This is a genomic window from Leptospira limi (assembly GCF_026151395.1).
Classification (GTDB): Bacteria; Spirochaetota; Leptospiria; order Leptospirales; family Leptospiraceae; genus Leptospira_A; species Leptospira_A limi.
Window position 1 is genome coordinate 2,694,987 of the sequence record NZ_JAMQPV010000001.1, and the last position, 18,350, is coordinate 2,713,336.

The 18,350-nt window shown below is 30.9% G+C and carries 17 protein-coding genes; 3 read left to right on the top strand and 14 right to left on the bottom strand.

Features of this window, described 5'->3' with window-relative positions; all coding sequences use genetic code 11:
• Positions 1-1,059, bottom strand: coding sequence for a dTDP-glucose 4,6-dehydratase (gene rfbB, locus ND812_RS12615; RefSeq protein ID WP_265375714.1), 1,059 nt, complete (start codon positions 1,057-1,059; stop codon positions 1-3).
• Positions 1,060-1,096: 37 nt separating this feature from the next.
• A complete protein-coding gene (gene rfbC, locus ND812_RS12620) occupies positions 1,097-1,645 on the bottom strand; it encodes a dTDP-4-dehydrorhamnose 3,5-epimerase (RefSeq protein ID WP_265375715.1) in 549 nt (182 codons plus the stop codon).
• Positions 1,646-1,821: 176 nt separating this feature from the next.
• Here rfbC and ND812_RS12625 point away from each other — a divergent pair, with 176 nt between their 5' ends.
• Positions 1,822-2,580, top strand: coding sequence for a glycosyltransferase family 2 protein (locus ND812_RS12625; protein ID WP_265375716.1), 759 nt, complete (start codon positions 1,822-1,824; stop codon positions 2,578-2,580).
• Positions 2,581-2,589: 9 nt separating this feature from the next.
• Here ND812_RS12625 and glf read toward each other — a convergent pair whose 3' ends face one another.
• On the bottom strand, positions 2,590-3,735 hold the full coding sequence (gene glf, locus ND812_RS12630; protein ID WP_265375717.1) for a UDP-galactopyranose mutase: 1,146 nt from the start codon (positions 3,733-3,735) through the stop codon (positions 2,590-2,592).
• Between the two features lie 301 nt (positions 3,736-4,036).
• On the opposite strand from glf, the gene ND812_RS12635 reads away from it, so the two are divergent.
• Positions 4,037-4,801 carry a rhamnan synthesis F family protein gene (locus ND812_RS12635; protein WP_265375718.1) on the top strand — a complete coding sequence of 255 codons (765 nt, stop codon included), beginning with the start codon at positions 4,037-4,039 and terminating at the stop codon, positions 4,799-4,801.
• Here ND812_RS12635 and ND812_RS12640 read toward each other — a convergent pair.
• The gene (locus tag ND812_RS12640; RefSeq protein WP_265375719.1) at positions 4,794-5,549 is read right to left on the bottom strand and encodes a glycosyltransferase family 2 protein; all 756 of its coding nucleotides are present in this window, start codon (positions 5,547-5,549) and stop codon (positions 4,794-4,796) included. The two genes, ND812_RS12635 and ND812_RS12640, sit on opposite strands and share 8 nt — an antisense overlap.
• 530 nt (positions 5,550-6,079) lie before the next feature.
• Here ND812_RS12640 and ND812_RS12645 point away from each other — a divergent pair.
• Entirely contained in the window at positions 6,080-6,202 is a 123-nt protein-coding gene (locus ND812_RS12645) for a hypothetical protein (protein ID WP_265375720.1), read from the top strand.
• A gap of 443 nt (positions 6,203-6,645) precedes the next feature.
• On the opposite strand, the gene ND812_RS12650 is transcribed toward ND812_RS12645, so the two are convergent.
• The 10 genes from ND812_RS12650 to ND812_RS12695 form a co-directional block, all read right to left on the bottom strand.
• On the bottom strand, positions 6,646-7,515 hold the full coding sequence (locus ND812_RS12650) for a class I SAM-dependent methyltransferase (protein ID WP_265375721.1): 870 nt from the start codon (positions 7,513-7,515) through the stop codon (positions 6,646-6,648).
• Positions 7,516-7,519: 4 nt separating this feature from the next.
• Positions 7,520-8,467: a hypothetical protein gene (locus ND812_RS12655; RefSeq protein ID WP_265375722.1), complete on the bottom strand. Its 948-nt coding sequence runs from the start codon at positions 8,465-8,467 to the stop codon at positions 7,520-7,522.
• Complete coding sequence (locus tag ND812_RS12660) at positions 8,467-9,441, bottom strand: glycosyltransferase family 9 protein (RefSeq protein WP_265375723.1); 975 nt, start codon at positions 9,439-9,441, stop codon at positions 8,467-8,469. Before ND812_RS12660 ends, ND812_RS12655 begins: the two co-directional genes overlap by 1 nt.
• Positions 9,442-9,565: 124 nt before the next feature.
• Positions 9,566-10,882 (bottom strand): flippase, encoded by a 1,317-nt coding sequence (locus ND812_RS12665; RefSeq protein WP_265375724.1) that lies wholly within the window; start codon positions 10,880-10,882, stop codon positions 9,566-9,568.
• Positions 10,879-12,168 (bottom strand): O-antigen polymerase, encoded by a 1,290-nt coding sequence (locus tag ND812_RS12670; protein WP_265375725.1) that lies wholly within the window; start codon positions 12,166-12,168, stop codon positions 10,879-10,881. The genes ND812_RS12665 and ND812_RS12670 overlap by 4 nt, the downstream gene beginning before the upstream one ends.
• Positions 12,169-12,183: 15 nt before the next feature.
• On the bottom strand, positions 12,184-13,416 hold the full coding sequence (locus ND812_RS12675) for a hypothetical protein (RefSeq protein WP_265375726.1): 1,233 nt from the start codon (positions 13,414-13,416) through the stop codon (positions 12,184-12,186).
• Between the two features lie 207 nt (positions 13,417-13,623).
• Entirely contained in the window at positions 13,624-15,015 is a 1,392-nt protein-coding gene (locus ND812_RS12680; RefSeq protein ID WP_265375727.1) for an exopolysaccharide biosynthesis polyprenyl glycosylphosphotransferase, read from the bottom strand.
• Positions 15,012-16,226: a glycosyltransferase family 4 protein gene (locus ND812_RS12685; RefSeq protein WP_265375728.1), complete on the bottom strand. Its 1,215-nt coding sequence runs from the start codon at positions 16,224-16,226 to the stop codon at positions 15,012-15,014. Before ND812_RS12685 ends, ND812_RS12680 begins: the two co-directional genes overlap by 4 nt.
• Positions 16,223-17,344: a non-hydrolyzing UDP-N-acetylglucosamine 2-epimerase gene (gene wecB / locus ND812_RS12690; RefSeq protein ID WP_265375729.1), complete on the bottom strand. Its 1,122-nt coding sequence runs from the start codon at positions 17,342-17,344 to the stop codon at positions 16,223-16,225. The genes ND812_RS12685 and wecB overlap by 4 nt, the downstream gene beginning before the upstream one ends.
• Complete coding sequence (locus ND812_RS12695; RefSeq protein ID WP_265375730.1) at positions 17,337-18,347, bottom strand: polysaccharide biosynthesis protein; 1,011 nt, start codon at positions 18,345-18,347, stop codon at positions 17,337-17,339. The genes wecB and ND812_RS12695 overlap by 8 nt, the downstream gene beginning before the upstream one ends.
• Positions 18,348-18,350 lie beyond the last annotated feature (3 nt).

The window sequence follows — 18,350 nt, forward strand, 5'->3', positions numbered from 1 at the left end:
TCAATTTGATTCCTTATACTGTAACTCATAATATTGATTATATTGACCTGAAATAATTTCTTCCCACCAAACTTTATTGTTTAGATACCAATCTATGGTTTCTTCGATTGCAACTTCGAATTTATAAATAGGTTTCCAACCAATTTCAGTCTCAATCTTTTTTGGATCAATCGCATAACGAAAGTCATGCCCAGGACGGTCCTTCACAAACTTGATCAAATTTCTATGGGGTTTACCTTCAGGATGTTTTTTATCCATTAAATCGCAAATAAGATTAACGATTTCTAAGTTTGTTTTTTCATTCCGTGTTCCTATATTATAGGTTTCACCAAATTTACCTTTTTTCATTACCAAGTTGATCGCGAAACAATGGTCTTTGACATATAACCAATCGCGAATATTCTCACCTGTCCCATATACAGGCAATGATTTTCCTTGCATACAATTAAGGATCATGAGTGGAATTAATTTTTCCGGAAAATGGAACGGTCCGTAATTGTTGGAACAGTTTGTTGTAATGACAGGCATATGGTAGGTATGGAAATAAGACCTTACCAAATGATCGGAGCCAGCTTTTGATGCTGAATAAGGCGAATTAGGAGCATATGGCGTTAATTCAGTAAACGCTCCGTCTTTCCCCAATGTCCCAAAAACTTCATCTGTCGAGACATGCAAAAATACTCTTAATGAATTCATTTCATAAAGCTTTTTACCTAACTCCAACATATAAAATGTTCCAAGAACATTCGTTTTAACAAATTCTTCAGGTCCTAAGATGGACCTGTCAACATGTGACTCGGCAGCGAAGTGTGCAATTTCATTGATTTCGATTTGATTTGCGAGATCTAAAACTTTATCTTTATCAGTGATATCTAATTTAATGAATTGGAATCTTCTATCATTTAACCATCGTTCAAGATTCTTTAAATTACCAGCGTAAGTAAGTTTGTCTACAACAGTAACTTTTACATCCTCACCTGATTCAAGTAAAGTATGAACAAAATTTGAACCTATAAATCCGGCTCCACCAGTTACTAAAATGTTTCTTTGTTTTGACATATACGTGAAAATTCTTCCTAAGCTAAATCAATTTCGGTTAAAAAGGACTTTTGAAATCTTTAAAGAAAGGTAACACTTTATCCTTCTCAGATAATATACATTCATGATATGGAATACCCCAGTTTATATTTAAAGTTGGATCATTAAACATGACTCCACCTTCACTTTCCTTTGAGTATTCATTTGTGACTTTGTATAAAAATTCTGTGTCATCTTCCAATGTAATAAAACCATGTAAAAACCCGGAAGGTACCCAAAAAATTTCGTGATTTTTCTCTGTTAATTTTAGAGTTAAATGATCTCCATAAGTAGATGATTCTTTTCTAATGTCAACGATGACATCTAAAACTGATCCCCTTATGACTCTTACCAATTTTCCTTGGTCGTGGGGAGGGGATTGGAAGTGTAAACCTCTCAATACATTTTTGCCCGATTTTGAGTGGTTGTCTTGTGAAAAGATTTTAGGAATTCCCAATTTTTCATATTCAGATGACTTAAATGATTCAAAAAAAAATCCTCTGTCATCACCATGTACTTTAGGAAAAATTAAGACAGGTCCTTTGATAGGAAAAACTTGCGTTTGCATTCTCTAATTTGCCACCAACTTCTTGTAATCATTTAAAAAATGAGTCCTATGCATAGAAAAAATCAATCCCTTGAAACCATTCCCAAAAATGTTTTTATAAAAATCTGATTTAGATTGTAATTGACGAAAGGCATAATTGCATTTTCCTTAAATTGACTAACACAGACACAATCAAAATGCCAAATAAACCGAAAGTCAGCGTTTGTATTGCAACCTATAACGGTGAAAAGTATATCTCCGAACAATTAAATTCAATTTTAAACCAGCTCTCCGCAGAGGATGAGATCATCATTTCTGATGACTCCTCTACAGACGGTACATGTGAGATTTTAAAAAAATTCGCAAGTAGCGACAAACGCATTCAACTTTTTCTAGACCAGAAATTCAAAGATCCAATTCAAAATTTTCAAAATGCACTGTATAAAGTTTCAGGTGAATTCATTTTTTTATCTGACCAAGATGATGTTTGGATGGAAAACAAAGTCACTTCCGTCATGCAAAAACTAGAAAGTTTTGATTTAGTCATCCATGACTCAATCGTCACGGATGAAAAACTGAACCAAATGCATCCTTCTTTTTTTCAATACTTTGGATCCAAACAAGGAATCTTCAAAAACGTTTTGCGAAGCTCTTATTATGGATCTTGTATGGCATTCAGAAAATCTTTATTGGACAATGCTTTACCCTTTCCCAAAACAAAGGAAATTGGACATGACCTTTGGATTGGATTAGTGGCGGAGTTAACTGGTAAAGTTCTGTTCCTAAAAGTACCTTACTTACTTTACAGAAGGCATTCAGAAACATTTACCATGCGCGGATTAGGTGGAAAAAAGAGGCCTATTTATAAAATGGCACTTGGACGTCTGATTATGTTTTACGAAATTCTAAAATTTTTAGTAAAATATAAATTTGGTATTACTGAAAAACAGTTATAGAGCTAATTTTTACTCATGAAGCGAAGGTTTAATTTTGTCCTCAAATAATCCTAATGCAGACGCAATCGTTTCATGCATATCAAAGTATTTATAATCACCTAATCTACCACTGATATAAACATTTTTCAAACTTTGTGCTTCTTCCCGGTACTTCTTAACTAAGTTCGAATTTTTTTCATCGTTGATTGGATAATAAGGATTGGTTCCATCATCTAACGAAGAATATTCTTTAATCGTTAATGTTTTTTGTCCATATGTCCTTTCTGGATGTAAATGCCTAGGTTCGTGTATCCTTGTATAAGGGACAGATTCTTCAGCAAAATTCATTACAGATGTACCTAAATAATCATCATATGGATGCACCTCGGATTCAAACCTAAGTGTACGGTATTCAAGTTTTCCAAATTTATATTCAAAAAATTGATCCAATGGTCCACTATAGACTAAAATCACATCTTTTGAGATTTTATCTTTGATATCAAAATAATTCGTATTTAATTGAGTCGTGATGAGTGGATTAGATAACATACGTTCAAATATCTTTCCATATCCATCCTTAGGGATACCTTGCCAACGACTGTAATAATAACTTTCGTTATAGTTTTTTCGTATTGGGAGGCGATTTAATATAAACTCAGGTAGATCCTTTGGGTCTTTATTCCATTGTTTTTTTGTATAACCACGAATAAAAGCTTCATATAGTGGTCTACCGATCAAAGAGATTGCTTTCTCCTCAAAATTCTTTGGAGGTGAATCTATTTTATCTTTTGCTTTTTCTTTTGCTAAAAAATCATCTACTTCAAAAGGTTTTAAATTTACATTATAAAATTGGTTGATTGTCTCCAAATTGATAGGCATTTGGTAAACTTTATTTTGGTATGTTGTTAAAACTTGGTGAAAGTAATTATTGAATTCTGTAAATTTATGAATGTAATTCCAAACTTTTTCATTTGAGGTATGGAATATATGAGTTCCATATGTATGGAATTCAATCCCTGTTTCTGGATCAACCTCGGAGAAACAATTACCACCGATATGGTTTCTCTTCTCTATAACTAGGACTTTCCTCTTTAACTCAGAAGCAACTCGCTCTGCTATTACAGAACCAAAAAAACCTGAGCCAACCACAACTACCGAAAACTGAGAATAATCCATAGAATTAATAAATTTATTGTAAGAGATACATCAAGAGATTTTTATTCTTAACAATAGAAAAAAACAAACTTCAAAAATTATATTGATGAAAATGACTTATTTTATGACAATGAAATCATAAGTTATCAAAACAATGTTGAATTATACCAAAAAGAGCAAATTGATTATTTGCAAAGAACATCTGTTAAAGTTATTTTATTTCTTTGTAAATACGAGTGTGTTCAAAAAAATATTTTTAAACAAAATTCCTAAAATTTATAATTCAATAACATTTACTAACAAAACAACAAATCGCCTAGTTTTGTTCTCCACCTACAACACTGATGGAAAAATCAAAGAAAGTTTACTTTTTTATCTAACTAAATTAAAAGAGTTAAAAACTGACATCGTCCTCATTGACACATCTCCCTACAGCATACCGGAAGAAATAGAAAAAACAAAGCCTTTCTTGAGAAAATATATTTGGAGAGAAAATATAGGTTACGATTTTGGATCTTGGAAAGTTGGTTTATCAGAAATAGATGACTGGAAAAAATATAACCAAATCATCATAACAAATGATAGTATTTTTGGCCCTATCCATCCACTTACTCCAATTTTTGAAACATTCGAATCTCAAGAAATAGATGTTTGGGGCTTAACCGATTCTTACGAACTATCGTATCACTTAATGAGCTATTTTTTAGTATTTCAAAACAAAATCATTCAATCAAAAGAATTTGAAAACTTTTGGAAATCGATGGTATTTTTTCCTACAACTTGGAAAAAATTTCTGATCTTATCTTATGAAGTTGGGGGCACGGAATATTGGAAAAAAAACAATTTTAAAACCAATACTTACATCAAATTTGAAAACCTGACACAACCGATTTTCAAAAATTACTATAACAACCCTACCCATGTATTTTGGGAAAAAATCATTCGTGAAAATTCATTCCCTTTCCTTAAAAAAGATCTAATCAGAACTTTAATTTCTACTAATGGGTTTGAAACTGTAAAAAATGTCCTAGGAAAATACAATCCTACAATTCTCAGATTAGTCGAAAAAGAAAATTCAATTATTTAAAACGAAATTTCAATATTAGTTGTACTGATTTCTTGAGAAAACCAGGCATTCGCTCAAAAAGGATTCTTTTTACCATATATTGAAATGTTACTTTCCCTAGGATAAAATCAAATGCTACTTTTTGTTCTAATGACCAGGATTGACTAGAGACCCCAGAATTATCATTTATGGAAATCGGCATATTTACATATTGATAATGTAAATCATCAATCGAACGAAGAAAAATATAATCAGAAATAATGAGTTTTTTTGTTTCAAGATATGGGCCACGAATTTTATGTAAAGAAGCTCGATATACCAAAGATTGGTGTAAAAGATATCCCTTCGATAAATTTGCATGCCCTTTTACGAGCACTTCTGGATTCTCTTTTAAATTACAAAGAAACCAATCCCCATATACTACCTGTATTTCATCTGAAATTGAATCTTTAAAGAGATGATTAATTGTATTCTCATTAGCCAATCGATCTCCTGCATTCAGAATACAAATCCACTCCCCAGTAGCAAGAGATACACCTTTGTTAATTGCATTATAAATTCCGGAATCTTTTTCACTGATCCAAGTATTAATTTTCGATCCATAGGATTGGATGAGTTCTACACTACCATCTGTTGATCCGCCATCGATCACAATGTATTCAATGTTAGAATACGTTTGGTTGATCACACTCTCAATTGTATGTTTCAAAAAAGATTTATTGTTTAAGACAATCGTAATAATGGACAATTTTGGATGCGTTTGGGCCATAGATATTAATTTAATTTTTTTTATTATAAGTTTTCAATATGAAAAAAGTGCAATGTAATTTACGTTAGTTCGATTCAGAACTTTCTCCATATTTTATGAATTGCACTATAATCATTGTTATCGGTAAAATAAATATCGGCAAAAACTCAGTAAAAATTCTATATTCATAAATATTTGCTGTGTAAAGGAAAATCAAAAGTATCACTAAACCAATCGGTAACGTTTTACGAATCCGCAAAGGTAAAAATGAAACATTTTGTTTCATAAAAAGAGGAATTAGAAAAAAGAAAGGAAAAATCAAAAAAGAAAATCGATAATATGGTTCAAAAAAAATTGGATTTTTTATTTCATATGGCATTGATAGAAAAAATTCTATATTTGACCAGTACTGTTCCTGATAAACTTCTCCCCCTTTCATCGAAAATAAAAATCTTAAAACTATCTTAATTGATACCCAAATCAATAACAAGAAACCAATTCTTTTTAATAATTTAAAATTTCCCAATGATTGGAAGTGAACCAAAAAGTAAATGAATACAAATATAAGTGATGTCTCTCTATTGAATGTTGCAAAAGAAAAAGAGAGAACAAATGGCAAAAACCTTCCTTTCTGCAAAAAATACAAAAAAATCACATTTGCAAGGAGCGCATAAGTATCATATAAGAAATATAGTGGCATATACCTTGGTAAAAATGCAAACCAAGGAATTGTCAAAATAAGTAACCCAGAGGCAATCATACCAAACTGTTTGCCTTTTATCGAAACACCAACCTTGTAGAAAATCTCGAATATTAGAAAAAATGCAACTAACTCCAAAAGATACACTGCCTCTTCTGGAGTAAAATGAAATACTATCGTTAGTGCTTTTGCTACCCAACTCGAGAGAGCCCTTGAAACAAATGGTTGAGAGAAATTTTGGTTAACAAAATTCTCATGACCTATGAAATTAAAATTGAGTTGATGATGAAATCCAGTAAACAGAATCGAAATAGCTAAAAAAATTAGGTATCTCGGAAAACCTAATTTGCATAAACTTTTAATAGCAATTCTAGATTCCAGAATTTATCTCCTTATTTGAAATCATTTCGAAAAATTTCATTTTGTATTTTTGTCCAAACTTTTCATCATCTTATTGTGATCAGACCAGGTGAGACTGTCGTAATGAACTTTCGCATAGCTATAAAATATATCCGATCTCTCAACTAAGAATTTGATCAAAGTGATATTAAGTTTCTCCTTTGAAAAGAGATGGAAGGATTGATTGATTGAATAGTAATGGTAATTGTATTTTTTTGCTATATAGTCGAATGTTCCTTGATTGTAAAAAGATATATGTTGTCCAGTTAAGAATGAAAAATACCACCAATTCTGTTGTGGTATTTTATCCCCATATGACTCCGTTGAAAATATATAATGTCTTGGATTCTGCTCCTTTAAAATACTTTGAAAATGGATATCTGGTTCAAGTAAATGTTCCAGTACTTCAAAACTGATTAGACAATCAAAAGTATTTTCGAGACTTCCTTCAAATCCCTTTGAAAAAAGATTTTTAGAATAAGGATCTGTCCAATAGGCATCTATGCCAAAGTCTCTTAACATCCGGACTAACAATCCATAACCTCCTCCAAAATCTAGAATCTTTCCGTTAAATCGAGTAAACACTCTTCCCAAGAGTCCTTTACAAAAAATCCGAAGGAAAATCAATATAAACCTATTGAGCCCAAGTTTAGAGTTCAACGCGGATAATAATACTAAAACTTTTCTGGAAAGATCTAAATTTCTGGATACAATCCCAGTATCCGTGATAGCAATAGACTCTTCGTATGCCTCATCTAACCAAGTAACTCGATCCAATTGGAGAAAATCACACTGATTGCAATGGTAAAGAGAAGATGTATATTTACCCAGATAAACCATATTTGAGTAGACTATTTGACAATTAGCATTGCAAATCCGACATTTCATTCTATTAAAATTTTTCTCCTTTATTACCGTTTATTAAAATCAATAAAGAAGATTTAAATTCCAAATAGTTTAAAATTAAATTAAAAACTAACTGATAAATTTTATTCGGATAATAATTTACTTCTACAAATATATGGTATAAAAATTTAAGTTTTCTTTTTTTTGGATGAACAAGTGGAAAAGGAATAGAATCCAAGTCTAAATTTGCAAGTTGAGAATTTTCATCAATTGTATGTGTTCCGTCACTTCGAAAACCAATGTTCGAAATTAAATTAACATTAGGCATTATGGAAATTCGATTCTCTTTCCAGTTATGAAAAGTCCATTGATGATCCCAAGTATCAACTTTTCCTGATGAAGAACCATTGATCCAATTGTACCATTTCAAAATCTGACGTTTAAAGAAAAATTTTTTACTTAAGACGGAATATAATTCCTCATGTTGAATGCCTGTCGATTGGTATCCATTCCATGCTCTTCTCCATGTTGCCCAACCCCAAATATGAAAATAAGTTGAGTAAAAATAAGAGTCTTTCAAATGTATTTTATTTCGAAAAAAATTATCACCAGAAATCATTCCAATCTGATGATCATCTTTATACTTTATTAGTAATTCCTCACAAAATGGGAAAAAACTTAAATCAGGGAAACAATCATCTTCCAAAATGATACCAGATTCTTCCTTGGAAAAAAACCATGTAATCGCGGAGCTAACCCCTTCTCGGCACCCATGATTTGTATCTGAAAATCTTACTTCATAAGGAATCGATGTAGGAATCAGTGAAGTTAGGTTTCTAACTTGTTTAACCTTAGCTAGTTCCTCTGGTTTATCAATTCTCGCACCATCTACTGCAAAATAAATTTTCGAGGGATTTGCTTCAATCATCCTCATTAATGTTTTTTCCGCTAAATCTGGACGATTAAACGCAATCAATAAAACAGGAACACTCATTAAGATCGTAATCCTTTTAATATACTTTCCACTGCTAAATCAATACGGATGGAATTGATAGGGATAAGAGAACCATTCCGAAATGAATCATACACAATCTTTGGATGTTTACCGATGGCCATTTCAATGATAGGAGGAAAAAATACATTTAGATTTTTATATTGTTTTGGATACGGTACAAAACGAAATGCATGATTGCCATTGGAAAAACAATAAACTTTCGGTACTCCAGTTCCCATTGCCATATGCAAACCACTAGAATCCATAGTTAAGACAATTTTGGAATTACCAATGATATTGATTGTTTCAGAGAGAGTCAGTTTTCCACATAAGTTTATCACTCTTTCTGAAATTTTACTTAATTCCTCGGCTAGTCGGAATTCCGCCTGCCCACCAAGTAAATTCACTCGATAGTGACTTTGATTTTCGATTGATTTGAGAATATAGCCTAGGTTCTCTCTTGAAAATTGACGAGTCTTGGAACTTGAACCAATAAAAAATGAAATTGCATTCTCTTTTTGTTTTTTTCGTTCAAATGGAAGAGAAAATTTCACATTAGCAAAAACAGAATCTAATTCTTTGAAAAAAAATAGGTTTCTATCGAACTCAAATTCAATCTCTTTTTCCGATTTGATGATATGTGAATACGATTGATCATTTTTTAATTTCAGTTCCCGAATATGGTTTAGATCATCACCAAATGGTGAGTATTTGAATTTTGCCTTCAAAGGTATAAGTAAAAAATCAATCAGTAGATTACGTGAAAAAGTTGGCTGTACAATAGTATGAATACGAAACGTATTCAGTAAAAAAAGAATTCCAAATCGATAGAGAACATTGCTTTGTAAAGAGTTTAAATTTACCCAAACAGCCTTATCAACTGTTGATCGGTCATAACTTTCAAAAATATTTCTCCATGCAACATTTCCGATAAAAACTATTTTACGATTTTTATTGAATTCAGAACACTTCAAATCTTTTAAAAAATTTCTAAATAGAATGTAATCGCCAATATTATCAATTTTACATATTAAAGTTACTTCCTCCTTAAAAAAGGAAAAAATCCTAAACAAACTAGTTAAAAAAATGAAAATACTTTTAATCATTGGAATGATAAACGCTTACTTGTTTTCTGAAAATACTTTTTATATTTAAAAATCTTATCTCAAATAAACTTCCAAATTGCAGGAATAAAATAGGATGCAAACTTCTAAAAAATACTAAAAATAAAGTATTGGCACAAAATTGTGAAATCAAAGTAGCACAGGCTGCGCCAACAATTCCATATTCAGGGATCCAAAAATAATTTAGAATAATATTGACCAATAGTCCAAAAAAGCTTTTGAATATCGTCAATTTTTGTAGATTCTCTAGAATATAATAATTACTTCCTGCAACACCCAAAAAAACAAACAATGATGCCCAAATGTGTATTTTTAAAATCAAGGATGAATTAAAATAATCATAACCATAAATTTTCAAAATCACAAAGTCTGCTGCGAATTGGGTAATACAAGCTCCTAACAACGCCATCCAAAAAACAATACTATGCAAAATTGCAAATCGTTTCTTATACTGAACTGATAATTCCTTCTTCAATGCAATCAAATGGGGAAAAAATGAAGATGAAATTCCAATTGGAATAAAATACCAGAATTCACTAAGTCGAACACCAACACTATAGATACCCAACTGCTTATCACCTAACATAGAACCAATCATAATTTGGTCTACTTTCATATAGACAATGATCGCAAAACCAGACACTAAAATTGGGAAGGATTCTTTCAGGATCGATTTGATTCTATCCAATTTGGGACGAACTTTCAAAAATGAAGTATGATTAAGACGATAATATAAATACAAAGAAATATTCGAAATAATGCCTTCTGTTGCGAAGGAAACAAAAATCCAATTAAAACTAGAATTAAAATATATCAATATAACTCTAATAAATGAAAAAGTAAAAAAAATTAGATTTTCAATAATGACAACTTTTTTAATCTCCAAGTTCGACTCATAAACATACTTAACAACTGAAAAAGAACGGAATAACAAAGGGATCCCTAGAATCAATAATAACTGAAATAAATCTGAATCATTTCTTAAAAATATCAGAAATAGAACGGATAATAAGAAAGATAATATGCCAAAAAATGTTTGAAACCAAAAAGATGCAGACAATATCTCATTTTTTTGATCCGGTTCCGAAACTAAAAATTTCACCAATATTCCTTCAGAACCAAAGGATACAAATATACCGAATAAAACAATGATCGAATTTACATAATTATATTTTCCAAACCATTTTGGTCCAAGATACCTTACAATCATTACACTGATTGCAAAACCAACTATGAGCTTAAATACCTTGTCGAAGAAAAACCAAATTGAATTAAAAAAAATTGATTTCAATGAATTAACTTCGTATAAGCTTTTAAAACCTGTTTTAAGATATATAAGATAAAAAGAGCAGGCAACATTGGACCTAATACTGTTGGCTGAAAAATTCCGTACAATATCAAAAATAATAATCCGTAAAATATGGCAAAATCAATAGGATCTTTAGTTTTCAAACTTCCAGAGTAGATTGAAAAGAAGAATCCTAACAAAATTCCAAAAACAGAAACTGCAATCAATCCGCCATCTCGATACATGGTGAAAAAAATAGATCCATACGCATTAAATAAAAGGGGGTTATTATACTCATCGTAACCAATTAAGAAGTTTTGGTGCAAATATCCACCTACCTGATCAGCTTGAGAGATGAAACGATAACCAAATATATTGATTAGCGGTATGAAATACCTTTCGATTCCTCCCAAAGTCGATAAACCATATGTGTATTCATGAAGAATTGAATTTGGGTTTTTTAATTCTATATCAAATATAGTAAAAGATTCTGTATGATAAGTTACTATATAAGTTTTAAGAATCTTAATAATATTCGAATCACCTCTATTATTAGTAATTTTAAGAGAAGCAAAAATTAAAATTAAAAACAAAACAATGGAAAACAGATATACTCTAAACTTTTCCTCTTTGTATTTATTTTTATTAGTAAAAATAAAATACAATAGTATAGATATAATTAGGTAATGATAGCCAAATCTGCCAAACATCATTATCGCATCCAAAACAATCAAAATTGTTCCGAGAAATAACAATCCTACTTTTTTTCGGACAATGAAATAAGATATGCCCGAAAAAAAAACTACAAACTGTAATGGACCTATTATAAAAGCGTGAGCTTTTGCAACATGCACTGAATTAAAAAACAAAGAGGATGTACCCGTAATTAGACCAAACACGTCACTTCTATACATGGAAGGTTCCATTATGAAGCTAAAAAGATAGATTGCTCTAACAGTAAACATAATCTGAATTGGAACAATTAATAGCAAAGCAAAATAAAACAAGAAATTGTAGCTATATAAAGAGACATTTATATTGAAATTATCATAAACCCTAGAATTAATAAAATTTTCAGTAAAAATAAAACTTAATGTAAAGAAAACAAAAAATAAAAAATAAACGTATTGTGTATCAGAAGAGATGATAAACAAACCAGATAGTGAAAAATAGTTCAATAAATTTAAAGCTCCCCACCAGATAAGTATAATGTACATCCCAATAGGATTTTTAGAATATCTAGCAACTATAAAAATTAATATTGCAAATAAAATCAACGTTTGAATCATTTTCGCTCTTTATCCTTATCTTCTTGGAAGGAAATTCCCTATTATAATAAATGGAATCGCGGGTAAAAAGAATCTAAAATCTCCAAAAAAGAGGCAATAGAAAAAAAGAAAATACAAAGGTATAATAAACAGAGAAATACGTTTTATTCCATAATAAATCATCTTAAATAAAAATATCAGAATTAAAATTAGGTTTAAAAAAAAAGCATACTTAGATAATAACAATAATTGATAATTCCCATTATACGAAACAACGCCCGCATATAACACGGTATTCGCTATTTTTGCTTTTGTAAAGTCATTGAGATTCGCATCTAATGAATATAAATTTATCTTTTCCTTAAAACGATAACACTGCTCAACAATTGTATCATCATTAGTTTTTGCTTTTAATTCTTTAAACTCTTCAACAGTAAGATAGAATGGTAATTGACTGTAAATATTCGTGCCAATTCCTATTGACCAAATCCAAGGAGAAGGCATCCCAAAAAGTAGATATGACAATTTTTTAAATACGAGCAGTGGGATATCTTGGTATTGTGTGATCCAAAACTTTAAAACATTTTCCTTTAAATCATCTGTTGGAAACTTTGAAATATTTTTCAGTCCATCTTCATCATAATGACCAGAAGCGAATTGATTGTTTCCTATAAATAAATTAGTCGTTCCATTATTAGAAACGATGCCAAATATTCCAGTCTGTTGGTAATTAAATGTAATCCAAGGAAAATGAAATATAAAAATAATTGCATATGAAATTAAAACAAAATCTTTTCGCCTGTTTGGAAAAAAATTCATTAATCGTAAAACTAAAGGCATAAAAATCGAAACAGGTTTTACAAAAATTGAAATTGCAAGCACAACAGAAAAAATTTTTATCTTGTCAAGTAAAAACAAATAGAAACTTAAGATAAACAAAAAAACAAAGACCGTCTCACTCCAAAACAATGAGTTAAAAAATATAAATTCAGGATAAAAAATTAAAAGAAAAACGATTATGATTTTTTTAAAGTGATTGAAAATATAAAAATTTGCAATTTTGTACCCTAACACTACGGTCAAGGAAGATAATACAACGTTAAAAATTTTGAAGTATATTAATTTCGAAATTCCTAACTTCATCAAAAGGGCAATAATTGCTGAATAACCAACAGGCCAATAAAAATCGACCTTACCTTCAGTTGCCAATGTATATGCATTAGAATAATACGCATACCCATCCATAGTAGGATATGAATCGACGATCAAAACCCAAAAAAATCTTATGAAAAAAGAAATAAAAAATATAATCAATTCAAAACGAAATTGCCTTCCAATCATTCTTCCGAAGTAAATAGTTCGAATTAGTGTATCCAGATAATATTCCCTAAATTTATTCACGAAAATAATTTCATTAAATCAAAAACTAAACGTTCTCATTTTAACCATTCACATATATAGATACATTTCTCAAAATTAACGTCCACGCCCAAACAATATCACTCGGACAGTCTTAATCATAATTCTAAAATCCAATAGAAGTGAAAAATTTTTTATATAAAACAAATCATATTCTAACTTGATTCTTGAATCATAAACAGAAGAGCCGTATCCATAATTTACTTGTGCCCATCCCGTCAAACCAGGACTTACAGAATGACGAAGACTATAGAAAGGAATTTCTTTCGATAATAAATTTACAAACTCAAGCTGCTCTGGTCTTGGACCTATAAAACTCATATCACCTTTTAAAACATTAAAAATTTGAGGAAGCTCATCTATCCTAGTCTTTCTTAAAAATTTTCCAAACAAAGTAATTCTAGGATCATTAGCAGATGCCCATTTCGCCTGTTGAATATTTTTTTCAGTCTTCATTGTTCTTAATTTATAAAGTAAAAACTCTTTTCCACCTTTTCCGATTCGAAGCTGACTAAAAAATACTGGTCCAGGAGACGTTAACTTGATAACAATAGCCGAAAAAAATATTAAGATAAATGAAGGACCAAATAGCAACAAACACAATGAGTAATCAATAATTCTTTTTATTCTTTCTTGAATAGGTTTATTAAAATACGAAAACCCACCACTAGTAATGATCCAATTTAAACTCGTAAACAATACCGGAAATTTTTCTACATAGTGTTCGACAAAATTTGATAAATCAATTACATTAACCCCCTTTACAGAAGCTTCAACTAAATGAGAATAACTATCCGGAGAAATTTTAAATTCATTATCAACTACGATAAAATTTAAAGAGATCGGATGAAAACTTTTTATCACTGAAACCAGTTCATCTTCGTGTTTAATATATTTCACTCCAGGCGCATTAAAAACAGCAGTTGACTCCGAGTAGATGAAATAATTAATCTCTGCCTTAAACGTGCCTAGCTCCAAAAATAGGTTTCTAATATTATTTGGAGAGGCAATTAACAATAAATTAATTTGTACCTTATCTACTATAGAATTTTTATAAACTTTAATTATATAGCGATTGATTAATCCAATAATAAAAAATGATACGGTGTTAGAAAAAAATATCCCCCTTCCCCATGCATTACCTAGATATCTATATTCAGAAAGAAAGAGAAAGCTACTTACGATTACCAAATAAACAATATATCCAACCAAGTATCTTTCAATAAATCCTAATCTCAGATCATTTGAACTAGGCTTATAGGTATTCAATACTAATTGCACAAATGGGAAAAATAGAAAAATCAAGTATCTAGTCCAATAATGTGCCGTCGAAGTATTTGTTACGATAAGATAAATTTCAAAAAAGTGACTAATTAGAATAATCGAAATTATATCTAAAAAGATTAAAAATATTGGTATCCTTTCGATTTGCTTTTTTTTAAAAATCATATTACTTCTTTAATAATCTGTTTTGCAGCCACACTAAGATCAAATTTTGATTTCTGTAATTTTTTAGCATTCACTGATATTGAAGATCTTAACTCTTTTTCTAAAAGCTTTTTAGCACATTCATATAGACCAACATCATCACCCGATATAACTACGTAGCCAGCATTAGCTTCTTCAATTATATCCTTTAAATCATTGCCAGGATTTACACTTCCTAAAATGGGCAATCCTTGAACTAGATAAGACAGTATTTTTCCTGGAAAATTATGAGTAGAGTGATTGTAGTTTAAAAAAAATAAACCAACATCAAATTCACTTAACATTTTTGCGTATTCTTCTTGCGTTACAGGATCCAAAAGAGTTAAATTAGATATATTTGATTCTCTGATAAATTCTCTTACTATATTCACTTCATCACCAGCCCCTACTAACACTATGTGTGCTGATGCATAGTTTTCTAAACTTTTTGCCAAACGAAGAACTTGGCTCATATCTTGTGCGTGCCCAATATTTCCACCATAGAAAAAAACAACTTTTTCATCTAAATTTAGCTGTTTTCTATAATTAGACTTATCCACACCTACTTGAAAAGAAAATGATTTATCTGTTACCCAATTGAACAAAACTTCAAGTTTTGCATTTCCATCATAATTGTGATATCGACAAAACCATTCTAAGTTTTTTTGCGACATTAACCCAATAGTATCTGCTTGACGATAATTCCAATTTTCTACTAACAAAAGTAACTTTGTAATCAGTGATTTTTTACTTATGATTCCATTGTCTATTGCCCATTGAGGAAAAAAATCTCTCAGTATCAAATATGACTTCGTTTTCGTTAGCTTTTTTAATTTATAAACTAACCAACCCCAAAAAATGGATGGGGAATAGTATATTATCAAATCCATTTTAAAGTCTTTAAATTTATATTTCCCATACATCCAAGCACGAAAAGGCAACAGAAATTCATTAAATAGTCGGATTATCTTCGATACGTTCTTTAATCTACCTGATGGAAATCGCAAAACGGAAATACCCTCAAAAATTTCAATTTTATCTAAAGATTTTTCCGCTCTTCGGTAACTATCAGGAGTTATTACTAGAACTTCATTGCCTAACTGCTTTAGTTCAAGAGCAAGTTCATGCATCATTTTGGCAGTTACCTTAATGCTACTCGGTAAATAGTCGTCTACAATGATAAGAATATTCACTTTTTCCAGACCACTCGATTTATATAACCAGTATAGCTTTGCACCAATTGCACAATTTTCATTGATACATTATCTGCTAAATAGTCATCCACAGTCCCATTTTCAGTTGCTCTAGATGTATTTGCCATAATAGAAATTTTTATGGAATCGAGAACATCTAAAGTTTTTAGTCCAGACATAATTAAAACTCCTGCATCCATTCCTTCAGGGCGTTCATGTGTATTTCTAATTGTAATAGCAGGAAATTTGAGAATGGAAGATTCCTCGGTGATGGTACCAGAATCTGATACAACACATTTTGAATTTTGTTGTAGGTAAATATAATCCAGGAATCCAAATGGTTTTAGAAATTTAATATTCTCATTCGACTCAATTCCCAATGATTCCAATCGTTTTCTAGTTCTGGGATGGGTAGATACAATTACAGGAAGGTTATAATGATTCACGATCCCTTCCAAAGATTGTAACATCTCCTTTAAGTTTTGCTCACTGTCTACATTTTCCTCACGATGGATACTGACTAAAAAATAATTTTGAGGTTTTAGATTCAATTCATTTAAAATATTTGATTTTTGAATTTTTTGCTTATAATAATCTAAAACTTCCTTCATATGGGAACCTGATTTGAAAATTGTCTCAGGTTTAATCCCTTCACTTAAGAGATACCTTCTCGCATGCTCAGTTAAAACAATATTGATATCACTTAAGTGGTCCACAATCTTTCGATTTAGTTCCTCAGGCACTCTTTCATCAAAACATCGATTTCCTGCTTCCATATGGAAAACAGGTATCTTTCTTCTTTTAGCGGAAATCACCGCCAAACATGTATTAGTATCCCCATAAAATAGTAACGCATCAGGTTGTTCTTTCTCGAATACTTCGTCAATTTTGACTAAGATAGAAGCAATCGTTTTTGCAACCGTATCTTCTGCAACATTCAGAAAATAATCTGGTTTTCTAATCTCGAGATCATCAAAAAAAACCTGGTTCAATTCATAATCATAATTTTGACCCGAGTGAACAAATACATGTTTAAAGCACTTATCCATTGCCGAAATAACCCGTGACATTTTAATTAACTCGGGACGTGTTCCAATTAACGTTAGAACTTTAAGCATTTAATTCTTCCCGGATATAATCTAATTTTAATAAAAGTTCTTTAATGTCATTGATTTCCAATCGGTTCGTGTTGTGTGAAGTATAATCATCTAGTTCAGAAACCTTTTCTTCCCCTTCCACAAAATATTTTTTATAATTTAGATCTCTATTATCAGCAGGGATACGGTAATAACGTCCCATATCAATTGCCTTCGCCATTTCTTCCCTTGAAACCAAAGTCTCATAGAGTTTTTCACCATGTCGAGTTCCAATCACTCTTATCATATTTAGTTTCTTAAAGAGATCTTTTAATGCTTCCGCTAAATCCCCTACCGTCGAGGCAGGTGCTTTCTGAATGAATATATCACCTTGGTTTGCATGTTCAAAAGCATGTAAAACTAAATCTACCGAATCTTCTAACGACATTAAAAATCGAGTCATATTTGGATCAGTGATCGTTAAGGGATCCCCATTTTTAAGTTGATCAACAAACAAAGGAATGACCGAACCTCGAGATGCCATAACATTTCCATAACGAGTAGCACAAAAAACTGTGCCTCCTTCTGGCACTTGTCTTGATTTAGCAACCATTACCTTTTCAGCCATGGCCTTCGAAATTCCCATAGCATTGATTGGATATACTGCCTTATCAGTACTCAACACAACAACACGTTTCACATTGCGAGCAATAGCAGCATTTAAAACATTTTCAGTTCCAATTACATTGGTTTTTAATGCTTCCATTGGATAAAATTCACAAGATGGCACTTGTTTTAAAGCAGCTGCATGAAATACATAATCGACACCCACTAATGCGGATGAAATGCTTTCATAATCCCTTACATCACCAATGTAAAATTTCAGCTTATCATTATTAAGCGAAATTCGCATATCCTCTTGTTTTTTTTCGTCACGGCTGAAGACTCGAATTTCTTTGACATTAGTATTTAAAAATCTATTTAAGACCGTGTTGCCAAAAGAACCAGTCCCACCAGTAATGAGGAGAGTTTTATTATCAAACATATA